The organism is Actinocorallia aurea (genome assembly GCF_054783995.1).
Genome location: NZ_BAAGPQ010000034.1, coordinates 182,755 through 204,699, shown reverse-complemented (window position 1 = coordinate 204,699; position 21,945 = coordinate 182,755). Strand labels below are relative to the sequence as shown.

General features: G+C 73.4%; 16 protein-coding genes. 10 read left to right on the top strand and 6 right to left on the bottom strand.

Annotation, left to right across the window (positions count from 1 at the left end; all coding sequences use genetic code 11):
* Positions 1-122 precede the first annotated feature (122 nt).
* Positions 123-746, top strand: a complete 624-nt coding sequence (locus ACYVOM_RS36670; RefSeq protein ID WP_460308199.1) for a PaaI family thioesterase — start codon at positions 123-125, stop codon at positions 744-746.
* 304 nt (positions 747-1,050) lie between these two features.
* A complete protein-coding gene (locus ACYVOM_RS36665) occupies positions 1,051-1,656 on the top strand; it encodes a TetR/AcrR family transcriptional regulator (protein WP_460308198.1) in 606 nt (201 codons plus the stop codon).
* Here ACYVOM_RS36665 and ACYVOM_RS36660 read toward each other — a convergent pair whose 3' ends face one another.
* Positions 1,657-2,421: an SDR family NAD(P)-dependent oxidoreductase gene (locus ACYVOM_RS36660; RefSeq protein ID WP_460308197.1), complete on the bottom strand. Its 765-nt coding sequence runs from the start codon at positions 2,419-2,421 to the stop codon at positions 1,657-1,659.
* A gap of 347 nt (positions 2,422-2,768) precedes the next feature.
* Between ACYVOM_RS36660 and ACYVOM_RS36655 the strand changes: the two genes are divergently transcribed.
* Positions 2,769-3,809, top strand: a complete 1,041-nt coding sequence (locus tag ACYVOM_RS36655) for a hypothetical protein (protein ID WP_460308196.1) — start codon at positions 2,769-2,771, stop codon at positions 3,807-3,809.
* A 7-nt stretch (positions 3,810-3,816) separates the two neighbouring features.
* On the opposite strand, the gene ACYVOM_RS36650 is transcribed toward ACYVOM_RS36655, so the two are convergent.
* Positions 3,817-6,156 carry a transketolase-like TK C-terminal-containing protein gene (locus ACYVOM_RS36650; protein WP_460308195.1) on the bottom strand — a complete coding sequence of 780 codons (2,340 nt, stop codon included), beginning with the start codon at positions 6,154-6,156 and terminating at the stop codon, positions 3,817-3,819.
* Between the two features lie 130 nt (positions 6,157-6,286).
* On the opposite strand from ACYVOM_RS36650, the gene ACYVOM_RS36645 reads away from it, so the two are divergent.
* The 3 genes from ACYVOM_RS36645 (at position 6,287) to ACYVOM_RS36635 (ending at position 8,512) form a co-directional block, all read left to right on the top strand.
* Complete coding sequence (locus ACYVOM_RS36645) at positions 6,287-6,763, top strand: Lrp/AsnC family transcriptional regulator (RefSeq protein WP_460308194.1); 477 nt, start codon at positions 6,287-6,289, stop codon at positions 6,761-6,763.
* A gap of 149 nt (positions 6,764-6,912) precedes the next feature.
* Positions 6,913-7,935, top strand: coding sequence for a 5'/3'-nucleotidase SurE (gene surE, locus ACYVOM_RS36640; RefSeq protein ID WP_460308193.1), 1,023 nt, complete (start codon positions 6,913-6,915; stop codon positions 7,933-7,935).
* Between the two features lie 133 nt (positions 7,936-8,068).
* Positions 8,069-8,512, top strand: coding sequence for a CBS domain-containing protein (locus ACYVOM_RS36635; protein WP_460308192.1), 444 nt, complete (start codon positions 8,069-8,071; stop codon positions 8,510-8,512).
* Here ACYVOM_RS36635 and ACYVOM_RS36630 read toward each other — a convergent pair.
* The gene (locus tag ACYVOM_RS36630; RefSeq protein WP_460308191.1) at positions 8,509-9,135 is read right to left on the bottom strand and encodes an acyl-CoA-like ligand-binding transcription factor; all 627 of its coding nucleotides are present in this window, start codon (positions 9,133-9,135) and stop codon (positions 8,509-8,511) included. The genes ACYVOM_RS36635 and ACYVOM_RS36630 overlap by 4 nt on opposite strands.
* 67 nt (positions 9,136-9,202) lie before the next feature.
* Between ACYVOM_RS36630 and ACYVOM_RS36625 the strand changes: the two genes are divergently transcribed.
* Positions 9,203-9,700 (top strand): pyridoxamine 5'-phosphate oxidase family protein, encoded by a 498-nt coding sequence (locus ACYVOM_RS36625; RefSeq protein WP_460308190.1) that lies wholly within the window; start codon positions 9,203-9,205, stop codon positions 9,698-9,700.
* A 68-nt stretch (positions 9,701-9,768) separates the two neighbouring features.
* Here the strand turns inward: ACYVOM_RS36625 and ACYVOM_RS36620 are convergent, their stop codons facing one another.
* A complete protein-coding gene (locus ACYVOM_RS36620; RefSeq protein WP_460308189.1) occupies positions 9,769-10,902 on the bottom strand; it encodes a hypothetical protein in 1,134 nt (377 codons plus the stop codon).
* 233 nt (positions 10,903-11,135) lie between these two features.
* Here ACYVOM_RS36620 and ACYVOM_RS36615 point away from each other — a divergent pair, with 233 nt between their 5' ends.
* The 3 genes from ACYVOM_RS36615 (at position 11,136) to ACYVOM_RS36605 (ending at position 18,954) form a co-directional block, all read left to right on the top strand.
* Positions 11,136-12,221, top strand: a complete 1,086-nt coding sequence (locus ACYVOM_RS36615) for an NADH:flavin oxidoreductase (protein ID WP_460308188.1) — start codon at positions 11,136-11,138, stop codon at positions 12,219-12,221.
* 302 nt (positions 12,222-12,523) lie between these two features.
* Positions 12,524-18,019, top strand: a complete 5,496-nt coding sequence (locus ACYVOM_RS36610) for an ATP-binding protein (protein WP_460308187.1) — start codon at positions 12,524-12,526, stop codon at positions 18,017-18,019.
* A gap of 185 nt (positions 18,020-18,204) precedes the next feature.
* Positions 18,205-18,954 (top strand): DUF4184 family protein, encoded by a 750-nt coding sequence (locus tag ACYVOM_RS36605; RefSeq protein WP_460308186.1) that lies wholly within the window; start codon positions 18,205-18,207, stop codon positions 18,952-18,954.
* A gap of 237 nt (positions 18,955-19,191) precedes the next feature.
* Here ACYVOM_RS36605 and ACYVOM_RS36600 read toward each other — a convergent pair whose 3' ends face one another.
* Both ACYVOM_RS36600 and ACYVOM_RS36595 read right to left on the bottom strand, forming a co-directional pair.
* A complete protein-coding gene (locus ACYVOM_RS36600; RefSeq protein ID WP_460308185.1) occupies positions 19,192-19,314 on the bottom strand; it encodes a hypothetical protein in 123 nt (40 codons plus the stop codon).
* Positions 19,311-21,872, bottom strand: a complete 2,562-nt coding sequence (locus tag ACYVOM_RS36595) for a hypothetical protein (protein ID WP_460308184.1) — start codon at positions 21,870-21,872, stop codon at positions 19,311-19,313. Before ACYVOM_RS36595 ends, ACYVOM_RS36600 begins: the two co-directional genes overlap by 4 nt.
* Positions 21,873-21,945: the final 73 nt, after the last annotated feature.

Genomic DNA, 21,945 nt, shown 5'->3' with positions numbered 1-21,945 from the left:
CATCACCCTGGTCAGCGCCCTCCTCTGGCTCAACCAAGATCCACCGGACACGCTCTAGGGCGGCCCGCGCGACGGGCTACCCGGTGCGCGGGGGCCCGCGCCGCGTCCGGGATGATGCGGGGATGGAAGTCGCCCCCGCATCCGCCGAACCCGGCAGGACCTGGAACGCCCCGCAGTGGAGCGCCGACGACATCGGCCCGGACTTCGCGCCGATGCTGGACGCCATGCGCGTGTTCCACCACAGGCTGGCGGGCGCGGTCGTGCCGGACGAGCTCGCCGCGGAGATGCGCGGGATCTTCGAGCGGCTCGGCGCGCGGCTGCTGGAGCACCAGGTGCCCGAGGAAGAGCAGATCGCCGGGCGGATCGACATCCCCGGGCGCGGCCAGCTCCTCGTGCCGAACTACGCCCTGGACGTCGTCGAGCCCGGCTTCCTGGCCGGGCGCCTGACGTACGGGCGGCACTTCCTCGGCCGGAACGGGGCGGTGTACGGCGGCGCGATCCCGCTGCTGTTCGACTCGGTCCTCGGCCGCCTCGCCAACGGCCCCGGCAAGCCCGCCTCCCGGACGGCCTACCTGCACGTCGACTACCGCTCGATCACCCCGATCGAGACCGAGCTCCGCTTCACCGCCGAGATCACCCGCGAGGAGGGCCGCAAGCGCTTCATCCGCGGTGTTCTCACCCACGGCGAAACGCTCTGCGCCGAGGTCGACGCCCTGTTCCTTGCCCTGCGCCCGCACCAGCGGTGACCGCCGGGTCCGGGGGACCATCCGGGCCCCAGCACTGGCCCGGCCCGTCGCCGACGGTGCAGGGCACCGTCCCGGTGAACCCCTGCGCGACGTAGTGGGCGAAACGAGGCGGCGGCCGTCGGCCGCGTAGCGGTCGACCCGCACAAGGCCGACCCCCGCCTTGCGTGCCTCGGCGAGGGCGTGCGCGAGCAGCGCCGAGCCTCGCGGCGGCATCCTAGCGCCGGGAGAGCCGGGCTGATCGGGATTTTCCCGGGCTTGGGCCGGGCTTGGGGAGGGGCAGGCGGGGGGCGTCTAGGTTGGAGGAATGGGCGAGGCGGAGATCGTCAAGGCGGCGACGGGGCTGTTCTCGGCGCTCGGTTATGACGGGGTCACCGGGGCCATGATCGCGGAGGCGGCCGGGGTGGGCGACGGCGCGGTGGCGGCCCTCGGAGGCAAGCAGGGCGTGTACCAGGCCGTGATGGGGCGGGTGCTGGCCTCCCAGATCGCGCTCGTGGACGAGATGAACCGGGTGCTCAGCCCGGACCTGGACGGGCTGCACGGCATGGTCGACATGTTCCTGGAGTTCTACCGGGCGCATCCCGAGGCGGTCGCGCTGTGGCAGCACCGCGCGATGTCCGACGCCGCCGACGTGCCCGGCGTGGAGGGCGCCTACGCCTCCCCCGTCATCCAGGGCATCAGCGGCCTGCTGGCCCGCGCGGGCCTCACCGAGCACGCCCACCGCACGCTGCTGAACGTGCTCGGCTGGTCCTTCTACGGCTTCGTCACCATCGGCCTGGTGGCCCCCGACGGCACCACGGACCGCTGGGGCGACCCGGCCGCCCGCACCCGCTTCCGCGAGGAGGTCCACCACCTCATCGACGTTCTCGGCACCGCGGGCCCGCCCCCCGCCCTTCCGGACGAGCCCGCCTGATCAGCGGGAGGTCCAGCCGCCGTCGACGACGAGGGTCTGGCCGGTCATGAAGGAGCTGTCGTCGCTGGCGAGCAGGAGCATGACGCCGTCGAGCTCGCCGGGGGTGCCGGTACGGCCCATGGGGGTGTTGCGGCGGAGCCAGTTGGCGCCGCGCTCGTCGGCGAAGAAGTCCTCGGTGACCTCGGTGGCGAACCAGCCGGGGGCGATGGCGTTGACGCGGACGCCCTTGGACGCCCACTGCACGCCGAGTTCGCGGGTCATGTTCACCACGGCGCCCTTGGCGGCCGTGTAGGACACCTGGGAGGTCGGGTAGGCGGCGCCCAGGCCGAGGATCGACGCGATGTTGACGATGCTGCCGGAGCCCGCCTCGATCATCGGCCGGGCGAACAGCTGCGCCAGCGCGAACGTGGCGGTGAGGTTCAGCGCGAGGACGTGCTCGAAGGACTCGATCGACTCTTCCAGCGCGGGCTTCGCGACGCCGTGGCCGGCGTTGTTGACGAGGAGGTCGACCTTGCCCTCCCGGCTCATCACCGTCTCGAACAGGGCCTGGCGCGCGTCGGCGTCCGTCACGTCGCAGGTGACGGGCACGACCCCCGGCACCCGCTCGGCCAGCGCCTCCAGCCGGTCCTTGCGCCGCGCCGCGGCGTAGACCGTCGCCCCGCTGCCCGCGAGCAGTTCCGCGAACCGCAGCCCCAGCCCGCTCGACGCCCCGGTGACCACGGCCACCCGCCCGGTCAGATCCGCCGAAAGCTTCCCAACGCTCATCTCGCGCCCTTCCCCACCTGGATAATCGGCTGCTTACTCTACTGACCGGCCCTTTCCCGCCCGAGAGCGGGTCGCGGGGCGTCGCCGGACGGCGGCCGGGACCCCGCGCGGACCCGCGGGTCGTGGCGCGCATGAGCAGGGAATGACAGCCGATCCGGCGAATCGGACATGGAGCGATCCATATCCTCGCGGGGCCCGGAATTTGTCACTTGAATGAGCAAGAAAATTGCAGCATAGGCAAAAAGTAACGGCTTACGCTCGGGGTGCGATTCCGTTAAGAATGTGGAACCGGTCCGCACGCCGAGCTAAGGAAATCTCCCCGCCATGGCTTCCCTCTCCTCCCTCGCATGATCGTCCCTGTCGCACTCGCGTTCCTGTCGGGGTGCCTCTACTACCTCGGGTTCGTGTTCTTCAAGGAGGCCGCCGCGGTGCTGCCGCCGCTGCGCGGCACGCGACCCGGCCATTTCCTGTCGACCGTGGTGCGCAACGGCAGGTGGAACGCCGGAATTGCGCTCATGGGCGCGGGCGTCGTCGTCCAGGTGGTGGCCGCCCCCCGGCTGGCGCTGCCGGTGCTCGTGACCTCGCTGCTCGCCGGCCTCGTGCCCCTCGTCGCCCTCTCCGTCCTGGTGACCGGCGAGCGGATCGGCGGGGCGGAGGCCGCCTGGCTGACCGCCATGGCCGCGGGCGGCCTGCTCGTCTCCTGGTCCGACCCACCGACCCCCGCCGAGATCCCCGCCGCCTCCCTGGCGCTCCTGGCCGTGCCGTCGCTGGGCCTGCCGATCCTGCTGTTCACGATCGGCGACGTGAAGCCCGACGGCAAGCACGCCAGACCGCTCACCGGCATCGCCTGGGGGATCAGCGCGGGCGTCCTCGTCGGCCTCGCCGAGCTCGCGTTCAACCTCCAGGCGCGCAACGGCTTCGACGGCCCGCTGGCGGTCCCGCTGCTGCTGCTCTTCCTCACCGCGGTGACGATCGGCGTCGCGCAGCTCCAGATGGCCCTGCAGCGGACGCGGCTGCTCACCGTGGTGTTCGTCGCGACGGTCGTCGCCAAGGCCTACCTCGTCGCCGGGTACGGGCTCATCACCTTCCGGCTCCCCGGCGAGTCCTTCGGGGCCTTCTGGCTGCTGATCCCGGGCGTGCTCCTCATCGGCGTCGCGCTCGTGCTGATCCCCCGGCACGAGCCCGCCGCCGGACTCACGGCCGAGCCCGCCACCGGACCCGCCGGACCCGCCGCGCCGCCCGTCCCGCCCGTGCCTCCCGCTCGCGCGCACCGGCCGCCCGCGGCTCCGGCCGCGCCCTTCGCCGCTCCCCCCATGCCGCCCGCCGCCGCGCGGCAGCCCCCGCGAAGGCCCCAGAGGCCTCCGCAGGGGCCTCCGCAGGCCCGCTGAGGCGGGGTCAGTCGGTCAGGTCGAGGGCCGCGTGCACGATGCCGTCGGTGTCGACGCCGTGGTAGCGGTACACGTCCTCCAGGGAGCCGGACTGGCCGAAGCCCGTGACGCCCAGGGCCGTCGTGGCGACCCGGTTGACGGTCGCGAGGAACGCCAGCGTGTGCGGGTGCCCGTCCAGGACCGTGACGAGCGGGACGGCCCGCTCGGCCGGGAGGACCTGGTCGAGGATCCAGGTGTCGGCGTCGCCGTGGCCCTGCCGGGCGCGCACCGCCCGGTACAGCAGGTCGGGGCTGGTGACGACGATGACGTCGGCGGACACGCCGAGCGTCTCCAGCCGGGCCGCGGCGGCCAGCGCCTCGGGCACGAGCGCGCCCATCGCGGCGATCGCGACGTCGGGGGCCTTGCGCCGCAGCAGCGTGTACGCCCCGGCGACGACGTTGCGGCGCCGCCGCTCGTAGGCGGCCGGATCGGCGGGCAGCGCGGCGAGCGACTGGTCGACGGGCCGGGTCGACAGCCGCAGGTACGCGGAGCCGCCGTCGGGCCGCCCGAGCCGGGCGAGGCTCGCCAGGAGCGTCCAGGCCGTGTCGATGGCGAAGGCGGGCTCGTAGTAGGTGCAGCCGGGCTGCTCCAGCCCGATCGACGGCGTCTTGATCGACTGGTGCGCGCCGCCCTCGGGCGCGAGCGTGATGCCCGACGGGGTGCCGACGAGGATCGACTGGCCGCCCGCGTAGATCCCGAACGACCACGGCTCCAGGGCCCGCTCGACGAACGGGTCGTAGAGGACGCCGATCGGCAGCAGGGGCTCGCCCCAGCGGCTCCACGTCGCGCCCAGCTCGCCCAGCAGGCCGACGAGGTTGACCTCGGCGATGCCGAGCTCCATGTGCTGCCCGGTCGGGGTCTCGCGCCAGTGCAGGATGGTCTCGGCGTCGTCGGAGAACCAGTCGGTGCGCTCCTGCGGCGACCAGACGCCGACCTTGTTGACCCAGCCGCCCAGGTTCGTCGACGAGCTGACGTCAGGGCTCACCGTGACGATCCGGCGGGCCGCCTCGGGGGCGTCGCGGGTGAGGTCGAGGAGGGTGCGGCCGAGAGCTGCCTGGGTGGTGGTCGTCCCGGTGGGGCGGCGGGCGACGTCCACGGGAAGGGCGGGCGGCGTCTTCACCGGGTGGTCGGGGCGGGCAAGGCGCGCGGCGGTCTTCCGGCACAGCTCTGCCTCGGCGCTCCCCGCGTCGAACGCCCGCCACGGGTCGTCGGGGTCGGCGCCGGTGCGGGCGGCGAGGTCGCGCATCTGCGGGCCGGTGAGCAGCGCCGAGTGGTTCTGCGGGTGGCCCTTCATCGCCAGGCCGCGGCCCTTGACGGTGTAGGCGAAGATGACGGTCGGCCTGGTGTCGTCGATGGCGGCGAAGGCGGCGTCGAGGGCCCCGAGGTCGTGGCCGCCGAGGTTGGCGATCGCCTCGACGAGGGCGGCGTCGGCCACATCGGCGACGAGCGCGGCGACCGCGGCGGCGTCCGGGCCCGCGCCCGGCAGTCTGCGGCGCAGCTCGGCCGCGTCGCAGCGCAGCAGCCGCTGGTACTCGGGGTTGCCCATCGCGTCGATCCTGGCGCGCAGCGCCGCGCCGCCGGGCCGGGCGAACAGCTCTTCGAGCAGGCGCCCGTACTTGAGCGTGATGACCTGCCAGCCCGCCGCGCCGAACATGCCGCGCAGTTTGTCGGCGGCGATGTTCGGCACGACCCGGTCCAGGGACTGCCGGTTGAGGTCGACGATCCAGACGATCTCGCCGAGCTCGGCTACGGCCTGGTCGAGGACCGCCTCCCAGACGGCGCCCTCGTCGAGTTCGGCGTCGCCGACCAGGGAGTACTGGCGGCCCGTGCCCGCCCCGCCGAAGGCCCCCTCGACGTACCGGCGCGACAGCGCGCCCCATATGGGGGCGGTCGCGCCGATGCCGACCGAGCCGGTGGAGTAGTCGACCGGATCGGGGTCCTTCGACCGGCTCGGGTAGCTCTGCAGGCCGCCGAACTCGCGCAGCCGCGTCAGATAGGACGCGTCGAGGCTTCCGAGCAGGTGGTTGATCGCGTGCAGCACGGGCGAGGCGTGCGGCTTCACCGACACCCGGTCCTGCGGGCGCAGGTGCCGGAACCACAGCGACGTCATGATCGAGACCATCGACGCCGACGACGCCTGGTGCCCGCCCACCTTGAGCCCGGACGTGTTGGGCCGGACCGCGTTCGCGTGGTGGATGATCGCGCTCGACAGCCACAGGACCCGGTCCTCGATCCCGCGCAGCACCCGGGTCTCCGCGTCGTCGCCGTCCACGCTCAGGGCCGCCTCGCCGATATTCGCCACCGTCATCGCACCGCCTCATCAGAGGGTCATTTGCCCCGAGATTGAAGCAGTGACGGCCAATGTGTTAAATACCTGGGTTAAAAGTTGAGCATAATGCCCGGATCCGTCCGGGCGGCGACCGTGAGAGGCAGGCAGTATGCCCAAGCCGGGAAGCGTCGACGCCGTGGACGCCCGCATCCTCCTCGAACTCAGCCGCGACCCGCGCGCGACGACCGTCGCGGTCGCCGAGCGGGTCGGGATCGCGCGCAACACCGCCCAGGCGCGCCTGGCCCGCATGGAGCGCGACGGCACCCTCGACACCTTCGAGCGCCGCGTCTCCCCCGACGCCCTCGGCTACTCCCTCACCGCCTTCATCACCGCCCGGGTGACGCAGCGCATGCTCGACGAGGTCGGCTCGGCCCTCGCCGCGGTCCCCGAGGTGCTCGAAGTGCACGGCGTCTCCGGCTCCGACGACCTGCTCGTCCACGTCGCCGCCGCCCACGCCGACGACCTCTACCGCATCGCCGGCCTCATCCTGGCGATCCCCGGCATCGAGCGGTCCAGCACGTCCCTGGTGATGCGCAGCCTCGTCCCCTACCGGATCACCCCGCTGCTCCGCCGCGCGGCCGATTGACCGCGTCTCCTTCCGTTCATGATCTCTTCACCGGACCGCCGCGGTCCCGCCTCTCGCCATGGGTGGTCGAGGGGAAGGCGCGGACGGACACTCTGGGAGTCAATTTCGGATAGAGGAGATATTCCATGTTTCGGTCGGTTGGTAAGGGCGTGTCCAGGCGAGGGCTCGGGGGCATGCTCGCGGCGGGCGCCGTCGTCGCGGCGGGACTGGCGCTGCTGCCGGGCGCGGCGAACGCCGGCGGAGCCGCCGCCGACCGCGACGGGCTCGGCGCGCTGAAGGGCGCGAAGATCCTGCTGGCCAACGACGACTCCGTGCAGGCCGCGGCCGCCAACGGGGCCGACGGGCGGGGGCTGTACTTCCTGCGCAAGTCCCTGTGCGCGGCGGGCGCCGACGTCGTCGTCGTCGGACCGTGGCAGCAGCAGAGCGGCCGGGGCCGCTCGATCTCGCAGGCCCCGCAGGTCGCGCTCGCCGCGCCGCTCAAGATCCCGGCCGGTTTCGAGGACGACTGCTCCGCCGCGCCGTCCGAGGGCGTCGTGCTCGGCGCGTGCGCCGCGACGTCCTGCGCGCCGACCACCGCCTCGGTCACCCCGTCCGACGCCGTGGAGCTCGCCCTGCGCGCCTACCTGCCGCAGCGCGAGGGCTGGGAGGGCGGGCCCGACCTCGTCCTCAGCGGGATCAACTCGGGCGCCAACATCGACCTCGCGGTGAACATGTCCGGCACCGTCGGCGCGGCCACCACCGCCGCCGAGCACGGCGTCCCGGCCATCGCGGTCAGCGCCGGACTCACCGCGGCCCCGTCGGACCTCACCTACCGGACGGCCGCCGACTTCGCCGCGAAGACCGCGGCCCGCCTCCTCGGCCGCAAGAGCGCCGCCGAGCGCCTCGGCGCGGACCGGTCCCTGCTCAACATCAACGTCCCCGACGTCACCGCGGGCACGACCCCGACCCCGCGCTGGACCGTCATGGGCGGCGTCCCGCTCGGCAGCCTCACCTACACCGCCGACGGCAGCGGCGGCTATCGCATCGGCTACGACGTCGCGCCCGCCGACACGAAGCTCGACCCGAAGAGCGACACCGCAGCCCTGCGCGACGGCCACATCAGCATCGGCGCGATCTCCGTCGACCGCACCGCCGACACCAAGTGGCTGGGCTCGCTGAACCTGGCCCGCTGACACCGGGCCCTACCGCCTCCGGCCCCTGACGGCGCCGGTGGCGGCGCGTTCCGCGGACCTCGGCGACGGGACGGGACGGCGGGACGGGCACAATCAGGGGAAGGAGAGCCGTCCCGACCCTGCGAGAGGCGCCATGCAGTCCTCGGACCCGCACGACCACCGGACGGTGGCCGACGCCATGCTCCTCTCGCCGAAGGTGCACGGTCCAGACACGACCGTCGCAGACGCGGCGGAGGCGCTGGCCAACGACCACGTGCACGCCGTCCTCATCGTGGACGGCGGGGTGCTGCTCGCCGTGGTCGAACGCGGCGACCTCACCGCCCGCCCCGACCTGCCCGCCCGCCTCGCCGGACGGCTCGGCGAGCGCGTCGCGCGTCCCTGCGACGGCCTGGAGGCGGTCCGCCGGGCCATGGCCGAGGCCGGCCGCCGCCGCGTCGCCGTGGCCGCCGAGGACGGCACCCTGCTCGGCCTGCTCTGCCTGAAGCGCACCGGCCTCGGGTTCTGCACCGACGAGGGCGTCGAGGCGCGCGCCGCTGAGCGCCGCGCCGCCGACGGCCTCGCCCGCGGAAGGCGCTAGCCGGGGTCGACGGACGCGGAGCCGACGGAGGGAAGGTCGACGGACAGCGCGGTGAGCGCCGTGCGGATCCGGGCGGCGAGTGAGCCGCCGTGCTGCATCCAGTCGTCCAGGGAGACGCGGACGGCGGCCATGACGTACGCGGCGAGCAAACGGGGACGCGGGTCGTGCTCGGCGAGGCCGGGCACGCGGGGCGCGATGAGCTCGGCGATGGAGTTCTCGTAGCGCTGGTAGGCCTGGAGCGTCCAGGCCTTGAGGGTGGTGGACGTCCGGGTCAGCCGGGCGAGGTCGCGCAGCCGCTCCCGGTCGGCGGGGAGGGTGTCGGCGAGTTCCGCGAAGGCCGCGACGACGGCTTCGAGGGGGCCCAGGCGCGCTGGCTGGCGGGCGATGGCGTCGGTGATCGCGGTGAGCCAGGGGCCCGCGACGCCCTCGGCGACGGCGTTCTCCTTGCCGTCGAAGTAGCGGAAGAACGTCGAGCGCCCTACCTGGGCGTCTTCGGCGATCTGGTCGACGGTCGTCCCGGCCAGGCCCTGCCGCGCGGCGAGCCGGGCCGCCGACGCCGCGATGCGCGCGTTGGTCGCGTGCCTCTTGCGGATCCGGAGGCCCTCCGCTTCACTATGGGACATAGTGCCATTTTGGACTATGTCCCATTATTGCGGCAAGAGACGCCGCACCCTTCGGAGGAGCTGTCGAATGGGCGTCAACCAGCGCGGCCAGATCACCATGACCGACGACGAGGTCACCGCGTTCCTGAGCGAGCAGCGGATCGCCACCCTGGCGACGCTCGGCCCGAACGGCCGGCCCCACCTCGTCGCCATGTGGTACGCGGTGCTCGACGGCGTCCTCTGGTTCGAGACCAAGGCGCGCTCACAGAAGGCCGTCAACCTCCGGCGCAATGGCGAGGTGACCGTCATGGTCGAGGCGGGCCACACCTACGACCAGCTCCGCGGCGTCTCCCTGGAGGGCACCGCCGTCGTCGTCGACGACCCGGCCGCCCTCTGGGACGTCGGCGTCGACATCTGGGAGCGCTACAACGGCCCCTACAGCGAAGAGGTCAAGCCGCTCGTCGAGGTGATGCTGAACAAGCGCGTCGCGGTCCGCCTCGACGTCGACCGGGTCCGCTCCTGGGACCACCGCAAGCTCGGCCTGCCCGCCCTGGAGCTCGGCGGCTCCACCGCAGCCTTCCTCTGACCCCGACCTCCCGCCGACCCCGACGGGTTTCCCCGGGCCCCCTCCTCTGACGGCCCGGGGAGGCCGGCTCAGGAGTTGGTGATGCCCTTCAGGTCGCCGCCCTCGCCGTCCACGCCGACGCCGACGATCCGGCCGGTGGCGAGCGAGACCAGGTCGAAGTGGGCGGAGGGCAGCAGCGGGGAGAGCGTCTGCCACGTACCGTTGCGGAACGCCACGACCCGGCCCGTCGTCTTGGCCCCGTCGGAGACCGTCTTGACGCCCCAGATCCTGCCCTCGGGGTCGGTGACCACGTCGGAGTCGGGGACGGAGCCGCCCGCCGCCTCGGTCCAGGCCGAGCCCGTCCACTTCAGCCAGGCGTACTTCGCGCCGCGCAGGTAGATCCAGCCGTCGTCGGACGTCGCCGTGACCGCGGCGCCCGCGTAGTCGGCCGGGTAGGCGGTCTCCTGCCAGCCCGTGCCGGTCCAGACGGCGAGGCCGGTCGGGGTCGCCGTCCAGGCCTCGTCCGGGCCGGTGAAGCGGGCGTCCGCGCCGAGCGCGCCCGCGGGGAGCGCGACGTCGGTCCAGGCCGTGCCGTCCCAGTGCAGGAGGCCGCTCTCGGTGCGCGCCCACGCGCGGTCGGGGCCGTAGGACTCGATGGCGAGGACCCGCGCGTCGAGGTCGGGGCCCGCCGTCCACGACGCGCCATCCCAGCGGAACAGCCGGTCGCCCGCCTCGACGAGCCAGACGCCCCCGCTGTCGGCCGCCACGAGACGCCGCTGCTCGGGCTGCCACCACTCGGTGACCGGCCCGGCGTACTGCTCCCAGGACTCGCCGTCCCAGTGCGCGAGGTAGGTGGAGGCGTTGCCTTCCTCATCGGCCTCCCCGTTCCCGACCACCCACACGTCGTTCGCGGACACCGCGCTGAGGTCGTACAGCCGCCCTTCGAGCCCGATCCCGTTGGCCGCGGTGATCCACCAGTTTCGACCGTTCCACCGCTGCAGGATCGGCAGCCGCGCGTCGGGCGAGGACCCGACCTGCGATCCGGCGATCCACACCTCGGTGCCGCCGGCCGCCTCGACGTCGTTGACCTCCCGGTTCGCCAGCGTCGGATAGGGCCTGATCGCCCGCCACGCGTCCCCGTCCGCGGCCTGCGCGGCCCCGACCGGCGCCACGACGGCCGCCGCGGCGACCATCCCCGCCATCACCATGCGCTTCGTCATCATGGGCCACACTATGGCCTAGATCACACCGATTGATCATTAGTCCAGAACACCAATTTCAGGCCCGATCTTGTGCGATCCGGCGAAAGCCCGGCACGGCCTCCGGGCGACGACGGGACCGATGTGCGATCCGAAGGCCGGGGCACCCCTGGGAGGCAATTCGGGCAATTTTCATGGGATGGGGATGACCGCCCTGAAATCAGGCGTCCCGGGGCGTCGACTACCATGACGGCGCCATGCCGAACACTTCCTCCGCCGAAGCCCTCGCCGCGCCCCTCGAACTGTCCCGCGGCCCCGCCTGGGCGAACCGGTTCGCCGTCGCGCCGCTGACCAACCTCCAGAGCCCCGACGGGTTCCTGTCGGACGACGAGTACGCGTGGCTCGTCCGGCGGGCCGAAGGCGGCTTCGGGATGGTCATGACCTGCGCGGCGCACGTGTCGCAGGCCGGCCAGGCCTTCCCCGGGCAGCTCGCCGCCTGGGACGACCGCTTCCTGCCCGGCCTGACCCGGCTCGCCGCCGGCATCAACGGGGCCGGGGGCGGCTCGGCGCTCCAACTCCACCACGGCGGCAGGCGCGGCGACGCCCGCCTGTCCGGCGTGCCCGTCGTCGCGCCCTGGGACGACCCCGCCAAGGGCGCCCGGGCGCTCACCACTGCGGAGGTCGAGCAGGTCGTCGCCGACTTCGTCGCGGGCGCCGTCCGGGCCGAGCGAGCGGGCTTCCACGGGGTCGAGGTGCACGGCGCGCACGGCTACCTCGTCTGCCAGTTCCTCAGCCCGAAGAACTCCCGCGACGACCGCTACGGCGGCCCCCTGGAGAACCGGCAGCGGATGCTCCTGGAGATCCTGCACGGCATCCGCGAGGCCACCGGCCCCGACTTCCAGCTCGGCCTGCGCCTCACCCCCGAACGCAACGGCGTCCTGCTCGGCGAGGCCGTCTCCGTCGCCCGCGACGTCCTGGCCTCCGGCCTCCTCGACTACCTCGACATGTCCCTGTGGGACGCGTTCAAGGAGACCTACGAGGAGGAGCACCGCGACAGGCTCCTGATCGAGCACTTCACGGCGCTCCCGCGCGGGAAAACCCGCCTGGGCGTCGCCGGCAAGATCACCTCGGCCCCCGACGCCGCCTGGTGCCTCGACAAGGGCGCCGACTTCGTCCTCATCGGCGCGGGCTCGATCCTCCACCACGACTTCCCCGCCCTGGCCCTGGCCGACCCGGACTTCCGCCTCGTCCACCCCCGCCCCCGCGAGCACTTCGTCGCCGAGTCCATCGGCCCCCGCTTCCTGGACTACCTCGCCACCCAGTGGACCGACTTCGTCTCCTGACGCCTCCGCGCGTCCCCGGACCCGGACCCGGGCACGGTGCCGGGCCCCGGCCTTTGGAGGGTCCCCACAACAGAGGGCCGAACGAAGGTCACCCTTCGCGACACAATGGCCGCGCAGAGCCATTGATGCGGCTCAAGACAGGGGTGGCCAAGTAGGGGGTTTGGACGGTCTCCACAAAGTACGGAGGTCAGCATGCGCTGTCTCCGACATGGTGTTACCCGGGCGTAGGCGGAAGGGTTGGAGGCTGTCGGGATCACTGGTCCCGGCGCCGTCATCGTCGTCTACCGGAGGGCTGGGTTCGCGTGTTCAGTCGCATCGCCATCGTCAACCGCGGGGAGGCCGCCATGCGGCTCATTCACGCGGTCCGTGACATCGAAGCGGAGACCGGAGCGCGGATCGAGACCGTGGCCCTGCATACCGACGTCGACAAGGCGTCGGCGTTCGTCCGCGAGGCCGACATCGCCTACGACCTGGGGCCCGCCTCGGCCCGGCCGTACCTCGACCTGAAGGTGCTGGAGAAGGCGCTGAAGGAGAGCGGCGCGGACGCCGCCTGGGTCGGCTGGGGCTTCGTCGCCGAGGACCCGGCGTTCGCGGAACTGTGCGCGGAGATCGGCGTCACGTTCGTGGGCCCGAGCCCCGACGCGATGCGCAAGCTCGGCGACAAGATCGGCGCGAAGCTGATCGCCGAAGAGGTCGGCGTGCCCGTCGCACCGTGGAGCCGCGGCGCGGTCGAGAGCCTGGAAGCGGCCCTCGCCTCGGCGGCCCAGGTCGGCTACCCGCTGATGCTGAAGGCGACCGCGGGCGGCGGCGGCCGCGGCATCCGGGTGATCACCAGCGCCGACGAACTCGCCGACGCCTACGAGCGCACCAGCCAGGAGGCCGCCCGCGCCTTCGGCAGCGGCGTCGTGTTCCTGGAGCGCCTCGTCACCGGCGCCCGGCACGTCGAGGTCCAGGTGATCGCCGACGGCCAGGGCACCGCGTGGGCCCTCGGCGTGCGCGACTGCTCGGTGCAGCGCCGCAACCAGAAGATCATCGAGGAGTCTGCGTCGCCGGTCCTGTCCCCCGAGCAGATCGCCGAGGTCAAGACCTCCGCCGAGCGGCTGGCCGTCAAGGTCGGCTACCGGGGCGCGGCCACCGTCGAGTTCCTGTACCACCCGGGCGAGCGGCTGTTCGCCTTCCTTGAGGTCAACACCCGCCTGCAGGTCGAGCACCCGATCACCGAGACGGTGACCGGCTTCGACCTCGTCAAGGCGCAGCTGCACGTCGCGTCCGGCGGCCGGCTCGAAGGCGCGCCGCCCGCCGAGCGCGGCCACGCCGTCGAGGCCCGGCTCAACGCCGAGGACCCCGACCGCGACTTCGCGCCCTCCCCCGGCCGGATCGCCCGCTTCGACATGCCCGTCGGACCCGGCATCCGCGTCGACACCGGCTTCGCCGAGGGCGACGTCATCCCCGCCGACTTCGACTCGATGATCGCCAAGATCATCGCCTACGGCCGCGACCGCGAAGAGGCCCTCGGCCGCCTCCGCCGCGCGATGCGCCAGACGACGGTCGTCATCGAAGGCGGCACGACCAACAAGAGCTTCGTGCTCGACCTCCTCGACCGGCCCGAGGTCATCGACGGCTCCGCCGACACCGGCTGGATCGACCGCGTCCGGGCCGAAGGCGAACTCGTCGCGCACCGGCACTCCGCCGTCGCGCTGGCCGCCGCCGCCATCGAGGCCTACGAGGAGGAAGAGGGCGCCGAGCGGCAGCGGCTGCTGTCGACCGCGTCCGGCGGCCGGCCGCAGGTCCAGCACGAGAGCGGCAGGCCCCTCGACCTGAAGCTGCGCGGCGCGTCCTACCGGGTGCGCGTCGCCCGGGTCGGGCCGCACCGGTTCCGTGTCGGCATCGAGGCCGGCGAGGACATTCGCACGGCCGACGTCGAACTCGAGCGCTTCGACCGGCACACCGGGCGGATCACCGTCAACGGGGAGCGCTACCGGCTGCTCACCGGCACGCACGGGCCCGTCCACCTCGTCGAGGTCGACGGGGTCACGCACCGCGTCAGCCGGGACGAGGGCGGCGTCGTCCGGTCCCCCACCCCCGCGCTGGTCGTCGCGACACCGCTGGCCGTCGGGGCCGAGGTCGAGGCGGGCGCACCCGTCCTCGTGCTGGAGTCCATGAAGATGGAGACGGTGCTGCGCGCGCCGTTCAAGGCCCGGCTGAAGGAATGCGCGGTGACCGTCGGCAGCCAGGTCGAGAGCGGCGCCCCGCTGCTCCGGCTGGAGCCGATCGAGGACGCCGGGGCCGAGGAGGCCGCCGCCACCGAGTCCGTCGAACTCGACCTGCCCGCCGCGCCCGCCTCCGTGCCCGCCCGCGAGAGCGCCGTCCGCGGCCTGGAGGACCTGCGGAGCCTCCTGCTCGGCTTCGACGTCGACCCGCACGACGAGCGCCGCGTCCTCAACGGCTACCTCGCCCACCGCGGCGGGGCCGCCGAGGACGGCCACAAGATCCTCGCCTGCGAACTCGCCCTCATCGAGGTGTTCACCGACCTCGCCGAACTGAGCCGCAACCGCCCGACCGGCGAAGAGCCCGGCCACGTGCACAGCGCCCGCGAGCACTTCCACAGCTACCTCCAGAGCCTCGACGTCGAGCGCGCCGGACTGCCCGAGGCGTTCCAGGCGAGCCTCGGCAAGGCGCTGGCCCACTACGGCGTCACCGAACTGGACCGCACGCCCGAACTCGAAGCCGCGGTCTTCCGGATCTTCCTCGCCCAGCAGCGGGCGTCCGCCGACGCGGCGGTCGTCACCGCGCTGCTGCGCACCTGGCTCCTGGAGCCCACCCCCGACGCGCTCGTCGGCGAGCAGGCCGGCCCGGCGCTGGAGCGGCTCGCGGCGGTCACCCAGGTCCGCTTCCCGGCCGTCGCCGACCTCGCCCGCGGTGTCGCGTTCGCCTGGTTCGGCCAGCCGCTGCTGCGCCGCGACCGCGCCCGCGTCTACACCGACGTCCGGCGGCACCTGCGCGTCCTGGACACCGCGCCGCAGGCCGCCGACCGCGACGAGCGGATCGCCGAGATGGTCCGCAGCACCCAGCCGCTGGTGCGGCTGCTCGGGCAGCGGCTCATCCGCCAGGCTGGCAGTGGCACCGCCCAGGCCAGTGGTGCCGCCCACGGCGGTGACAACTCAGTGCTGCTGGAGGTCCTGACCCGGCGCTACTACGGCAACAAGGGCCTCACCGGCGTCCGCACCAGCGACGCCGCGGGCTGCGCGTTCCTCGTCGCCGACAAGGACGGGGCCCGGCTCGTCTCGGCCGCCGTCCGGTTCGAGGAACTCGGCTCCGCCCTCGACGGCCTCGCCGCGCTCGGCGCCGACGGCACCGCCATCGACGCGGACGTCTACCTGGCCTGGGAGGGCCGCCCCGACGACTTCGCGGCGGTCGCCGAGGCCCTCACCGAGGTCGTCCGGGCGCACCCGCAGCCCGCACGCGTCCGGCGGCTCACCCTGACGGTCGCGGGCAGCCGCGGCGCCGTCCTGCACCACCACTTCACGTTCCGGCCCTCCGCCGACGGGATGGCCGAGGACCGCCTCATCCGCGGCCTGCACCCCTACATCGCGCAGCGCATGCAGATGGAGCGGCTGCACAGGTTCGACCTCACCCGCCTGCCGTCGCTGGACGAGGAGGTCTACCTGTTCCGCGGCGTCGCCCGCGACAACCCCACCGACGACAGGCTCGTCGCGTTCGCCCAGGTCCGCGACCTGACCGAGCTGCGCGACGCCGACGGCAGGCTCGTCTCCCTGCCGACCGCCGAGTTCACCGTCGCGGCCTGCCTCGACTCGATCCGGCGGGCCCAGACGCTGCGGCCGTCCAAGACCCGGTTCAACACCAACCGCGTCGTCGTCTACGTGTGGCCGCCGAGCGACCTGCCCCGCACCGAACTGGCGATGCTCGCCGAGCGGATCCTGCCCCGCACCTCGGGCGCCGGCCTTGAGGAGATCCTCTTCATCGCGCGCGAGCGCGACGCCGCCACCGGGGCGCTGGAGAAGGTCGCGATGCGGATCGCGTTCGACGCCACCGGCAACCACACCCTGACGATCGGCGAAGTGCCCACCGAGGCCATCGAACCCGTCGACGGGTACCGGCTGAAGGTGCTGCGCGCGGGCAGCCGCAACACCGTCTACCCCTACGAGCTGACGGGCCGCCTCGGCGACTTCACCGAGTACGACCTCGACTCCTCCTCCGCGCTCGTGCCGACCGACCGGCCCAAGGGCGGCAACAAGGCGGCGATCGTCGCCGGAGTCGTGTCCACGCCGACCGAGCTGCACCCCGAGGGCGTCAAGCGCGTGGTGCTGCTGGGCGACCCGACGAAGTCGCTCGGCGCGCTGTCGGAGCCCGAGTGCCGGCGCGTCATCGCCGCGCTCGACCTCGCCGAGTCGCTCGGCGTGCCGCTGGAGTGGTACGCGCTGTCGTCCGGCGCGCGGATCTCCATGGAGTCCGGCACCGAGAACATGGACTGGGTCGCCGCCGCGCTCAAGCGGATCGTCGAGTTCACCCAGGACGGCGGCGAGATCAACATCGTCGTCGCGGGCATCAACGTCGGCGCCCAGCCGTACTGGAACGCCGAAGCGACGATGCTCATGCACACCAAGGGCATCCTCGTCATGACGCCCGACTCGGCGATGGTCCTCACCGGCAAGCAGTCCCTCGACTTCTCCGGCGGCGTCTCGGCCGAGGACAACTTCGGCATCGGCGGCTATGACCGCGTCATGGGGCCGAACGGACAGGCGCAGTACTGGGCGCCGAACCTGCTCGCCGCGCGGGACGTGCTGATGGCGCACTACGCGCACTCCTACATCGCCCCCGGCGAGACCGCGCCGCGCGCCGCGGTCACGACGGACCCGGCGGACCGGGACGTCACGGGCTTCCCGCATGTCATGGAAGGCAGCGACTTCACCACGGTCGGGGAGATCTTCTCCTCCTCGGCCAACCCCGACCGCAAGAAGCCGTTCGACATCCGGACCGTCATGCGGGCCCTGTCCGACCAGGACCACCCGGTACTGGAGCGCTGGGCGGGCATGGCCGACGCCGACACCGCGGTCGTCCAGGACGTCCACCTCGACGGCATCCCCGTCTGCCTGCTCGGCATCGAGTCCAAGGCCGTCCAGCGGCGGGGGTTCCCGCCCACCGACGGGCCCGACTCCTACACCGCCGGAACGCTGTTCCCCAAGTCGTCGAAGAAGGCGGCGCGGGCCATCAACGCGGCCTCCGGGAACCGTCCGCTGGTGGTGCTGGCGAACCTGTCGGGCTTCGACGGGTCGCCGGAATCGATGCGGGCGCTCCAGCTGGAGTACGGCGCGGAGATCGGCCGGGCCATCGTCAACTTCCGCGGGCCGATCGTGTTCTGTGTGATCTCCCGGTACCACGGCGGCGCGTTCGTCGTGTTCTCCAAGGCGCTCAACCCGAACATGACGGTGCTGGCGCTGGAGGGCTCGTTCGCGTCCGTGCTCGGCGGCGCGCCCGCCGCGGCGGTCGTCTTCTCCGGCGAGGTGGGCGCCCGCACGTCGGCGGACCCGCGCGTCCAGGACGTCGAGGCCCGCCTCGCGGCGGCGTCCGCCAGCCCCGAACGCGCCGCCCTGACGGCCGAACTGGGCGACGTGCGCTCCTCGATCCGCGCCGAGAAGATCAGCGAGGTCGCCGCCGAGTTCGACCGCGTCCACAACATCCACCGCGCCGTCGAGGTCGGCTCCGTCGACGCCGTCATCAGCGCCGCCGACCTGCGCCCCCGCATCATCGCCTCGATCCGCGCCGGCCTCTCCTCCTGACGCCGCCGTACCACCACCGGGCCCCGTCGCTCCTCCGGGAACGACGGGGCCCGGCCCTTTTGCCGCGTCCGGCCCGACGACGCCGGACGATTCGGCCGCTCTCCCGGTCCGGAATCGTCGCCTTCGCGGGGTCCGGCTTGCGGAACCCTCAGGTGCACACCGGCGATTTCCACTACTTTGGGCCGGTGCCCTTCACGGTGAGCCATATCGCGGCGGTGCTGCCGCTGCGGCGGGGCCGGCTGGTGCCGTCCGCCCTGGTGATCGGAGCCATGGCGCCGGACCTGCCGCTGTTCGCGCCGGTCAGCGACCGGCCCACGACACACCGGGCCCGGGCGATCCCCACCGTGAACCTGCTGTTCGGCGTGGTGCTGCTCGCCGTGTTCCACGCGGTCAAGCGCCCCTTGGCGGCGCTGCTGCCGCAGCGCGTCCGCGCGAGGATCGGGCCGCCGATGGGGGCCTTCCGCGTACGCGGGATCGACGACGTGCTGTGGACGCTGGCGTCCTTGGCGCTCGGCTCGGCCACCCACGTGGTGTGGGACTCCTTCACTCACGAGGACGGCAGGGTCGTCATCGAGTTCCCCGCCCTGGAGCGTCCGGTCCTCGGCCTCCCCTTCTACCGCTGGGCCCAGGCCGGCTCGGGCGTCTTCGGCCTCGCGGTCCTCGCCCTCTGGTCGGCCCGCTGGCTGGAGAACACCCCTCCCGGCACGCCCGTGCCGCCCGCGCCGACCCGGGTCCGCCTCTCCCTGGGCACCCTGGTGCTCGCCACCTCCACCGCCGCGGCCCTGCACGGCGCCTTCCTCCGGGAACCGAAGACCTTCTACACCCGCCTTCCCCACGCCGTCGCAGGCGCCATCTCCGCCGCAAGCTGCTGCCTCCTCCTCTACGCCCTCCTGTGGTCACTCGCCCCCCGCACGACCAAGCCGACCACCCCCTGACGGCACCCGACGCGCGACCGCAAAGCCGTCCATTGACCTCCAGCATGAGCGTTCAGGGCCCGTCGCGCCCGACCATCGGGGTGACCTCGACGAGCGGGAAGTCCGCCTGCTCGCGCCCGTCGAGTTGGTTCCTGAATTCCTCGTCGCCTGTTGAGGGCGCGGAGCCCTTCGGCGCTGCTCTGGGGCGCCGTCCGACCCGCCGAAGGAACTCCTCCGGCGGAACGTCCGGCAGCAAGCTCAGGCAGACAGCGACCCCGGGGGACGGCCCGAGGTCACCCTGGCCGGCTCCGCGCCGATGCCGCGCAGGTGGTACGGGCTGCGCTCGTCCCACCAGGTGTTGTCGTCTGCTGGGGGTGTCATGGGGACTGCAGGGTGCTGCGCAGGCGGGCGGCCTCCTTGGCGGCTCGGGTGGTCTTGGACGGTGGGGTCCAGGTGGTGAGGGCGGGCAGGGGGGTGCGGATGTGGTGGCGGGTGGCGTGGTCGGCCGCGGTGGACAGGAGGTCGGCGAAGGGGGACGGGGGGCGGGTGTCGGGGGTGGGGAGGAAGGCGGTGATGGCTTCGGCGAACAGGGGCCAGAGCGGGGCGCCTGCGCGGGAGGCGTCGGCGAGCAGGGGCGTGATGCGGGTGAGGACGAGGGATTCGGACAAGGAGGCCAGGAGGCGGCCCATGTCCGTGGCGGAGAGGGCGTGCTCGGCGGCGAGGCAGAGGAGGGCGTCGAGGGCGGCGGCTCGGTCGGCCGGGTGTTCGGAGGCCAGGCCGTAGAGGAGGAGAGCTGCCGTCGCCGGGCCCGTGGGGCCTTGGGCGTCGGCGAAGGCGAGGATCGTGCGGTCCTGGCCGCAGCGCAGGTGCGGCCAGGCGGGGGCCTGCCGCAGGAGTTGGGCGGCGCTGATCTCCCGGTGGGAGGGGAGCGCCGACGGCCACCATGCGGCGGCGCCGCCCCAGATGGAGTCGGCGTCCTCCGGTTCGACGAGCGTGCCCAGCAGGGCAGCCGACGGGAGGTCCACCGCCCACGACACCCCGACGGCGAGCCGGGGCGCGTCGCCGCCGACCTTCTTCGGCAGCCGGGCCAGCCGGTGCGTGAGGACGGGTTCGACGAGGACCCCGTGCGCCAGCCAGGCCCGCGCGGTCTCCGCCGCCGGTGAGGTGAGCTCCGCCAGGACCGACGCGTCGGTGCCCGCCGGCAGCCGCAGCAGCGCCTGCTCAAGGTCGGTGGCGCCCGGTGTGCGGCCCGCCTGCTCATGGGCGCGCAGCCGCGCGGCGAACCGCTCCGGATCCACGTGCCCGGTGGCGCTCGTCGGGGTCGCGAGCGGAGCGGGACCGCCGAGGCGCAGCGCGGTCTCGACGAACCGGCGCCGGAACAGCAGCTCCGGGGCGGGCAGGACGTGCCCGAAGCCCTCGGCCCTGTGCGTCAGCACGTCGAGGTCGGGGGCGAGGTCCTCGGCGGTCCGGCCGTGGACGAGGCAGTGCAGGGCGAGATCCAGGCCTGTCATGTGCAGGACCAGATCGCGCCGGGCCACATGGGGCCGGTGCTTCTCCACCAGCGCGCCCAGTTCGCCGGCGAGCGCGGGGCCGTGCACGACGAGCCCGGCGAGCAGCCGTTCGACCTCAGGCCACGGCAGGGTGCCCGTGGTGTTGGTCAGGTACAGCACGACGGCCTCGCGCAGTTCGGCCGCCGAGTTGACGGGTGCCTCGAGCTCGCGCGGCGCCACCGGGTGGAGCACGGGGACGGGGGCGGGCTCGTCGGCCTTCACCTCACCGTAGGCCGCCGCGATCTCGGCGCGCTGCGGCGCGGGCAGCGGGGACGCGGCCTGCCGCACCGTCTCGGCGGTGAGCGGGTCGACGGCCTTCGCGCGCTTCACCGCGATCCGCACGGCCCGCTCGCGGACCGCGGCGTTCTCGTGCCCGAACAGCCCGGCGAGGGCTTCGACCGTGGCGGACTCCCGGCCCTTGGCGGTCTTGTCGAGCCATGACAGGGCGGCCTTCACGATCTTCGCCTCGGGACGGAACAGCACGGCGTCCGCGGCTTCCCGGAAGATCTCGGGTTCGAGCGGCGCCGCCTCCTCGGCGGCCCGAACGGCGGCGAACGCGGCCTCGGCGACGGCCGGGACGGCCAAGGGCAACAGCCGCACGTAGTCGCGCAGCCGCAGGGCGGCCTCCGCGGCGTCCGGCGCGAGCAGCGTGTGCAGCCGGACGAACCAGGTGAGCGACCGAGCGGTGCCGCCGCGCAGGAACCGCCGGACGCATCCCTCCAGAAGTTCCTGCCGGTCCAGCGAGACGAGCAGATCCTCCACCAGGGGCCGCGGCCGCACGCCGGGCCTGTCCCACTGCCTGGCGACGGACAGGGCCGCCTCGCTCCCCAGGTACTCCCCCACGCCGTCGGCCTCGAAGATGGCCGGGGCCAGCGCCTGGAAGAACGGATCGTCCTTCGGCGGCACATAGGTCCGCCAGCCCAGCCAGCCGACCACGAACGCTCCTGACGTGGGCGGTGCCTCCCCGGCCTCCAGGTGCAGGAGCGCCGCGGTCTCCCACGAGGTGAGATCCGCCCGCCACGCCGTCATGTCGGTGAGCCGGAGCCTGTCCGCCAGACGCCGCCCGAGATCGCGCCGCCACGCCGCGGGCCGGTGGGCGACCGCCGCCACGACGTGGCCGGCGAGACCGGGCTCGCGCATGGCCCGGAACTCCCTGCGGCCCACCCATGCCGCGGCCGCGGCGGCCCCCGACAGGCATCCCGCGCCCGCGACCCTGAGCGTGAGCGACCGTTGGTCGTTCCACCAGGCGAGGCGCGCGCCCTTGACGTATCCCGGCAGCTCCTTCGCGACCTCCTTGCGCCCCTTGTCGTCCAGCCGGTTGGCCAGGACGGCCACCCCCGCGCAGTCCCCCTGCTCGACGCGCTCCAGCATCTCTTCCCAAGCGCTCACCGCACCCACTCCCTCTCCGCGCCCACACGCACTGTCACGACCACGACTCCGGCGCCCTCGCCCTGATCCAGGC

Excerpts from the sequence above, each read along its gene's own strand:
- ACYVOM_RS36600 (WP_460308185.1), bottom strand. The coding sequence starts at position 19,314 with ATGACACCCCCAGCAGACGACAACACCTGGTGGGACGAGCGCAGCCCG.
- ACYVOM_RS36620 (WP_460308189.1), bottom strand. The coding sequence starts at position 10,902 with ATGATGACGAAGCGCATGGTGATGGCGGGGATGGTCGCCGCGGCGGCC.
- ACYVOM_RS36615 (WP_460308188.1), top strand. The coding sequence starts at position 11,136 with ATGCCGAACACTTCCTCCGCCGAAGCCCTCGCCGCGCCCCTCGAACTG.
- ACYVOM_RS36655 (WP_460308196.1), top strand. The coding sequence starts at position 2,769 with ATGATCGTCCCTGTCGCACTCGCGTTCCTGTCGGGGTGCCTCTACTAC.
- ACYVOM_RS36625 (WP_460308190.1), top strand. The coding sequence starts at position 9,203 with ATGGGCGTCAACCAGCGCGGCCAGATCACCATGACCGACGACGAGGTC.
- ACYVOM_RS36635 (WP_460308192.1), top strand. The coding sequence starts at position 8,069 with ATGCAGTCCTCGGACCCGCACGACCACCGGACGGTGGCCGACGCCATG.
- ACYVOM_RS36670 (WP_460308199.1), top strand. The coding sequence starts at position 123 with ATGGAAGTCGCCCCCGCATCCGCCGAACCCGGCAGGACCTGGAACGCC.
- ACYVOM_RS36650 (WP_460308195.1), bottom strand. The coding sequence starts at position 6,156 with ATGACGGTGGCGAATATCGGCGAGGCGGCCCTGAGCGTGGACGGCGAC.
- ACYVOM_RS36660 (WP_460308197.1), bottom strand. The coding sequence starts at position 2,421 with ATGAGCGTTGGGAAGCTTTCGGCGGATCTGACCGGGCGGGTGGCCGTG.
- ACYVOM_RS36665 (WP_460308198.1), top strand. The coding sequence starts at position 1,051 with ATGGGCGAGGCGGAGATCGTCAAGGCGGCGACGGGGCTGTTCTCGGCG.
- ACYVOM_RS36630 (WP_460308191.1), bottom strand. The coding sequence starts at position 9,135 with ATGTCCCATAGTGAAGCGGAGGGCCTCCGGATCCGCAAGAGGCACGCG.
- ACYVOM_RS36645 (WP_460308194.1), top strand. The coding sequence starts at position 6,287 with ATGCCCAAGCCGGGAAGCGTCGACGCCGTGGACGCCCGCATCCTCCTC.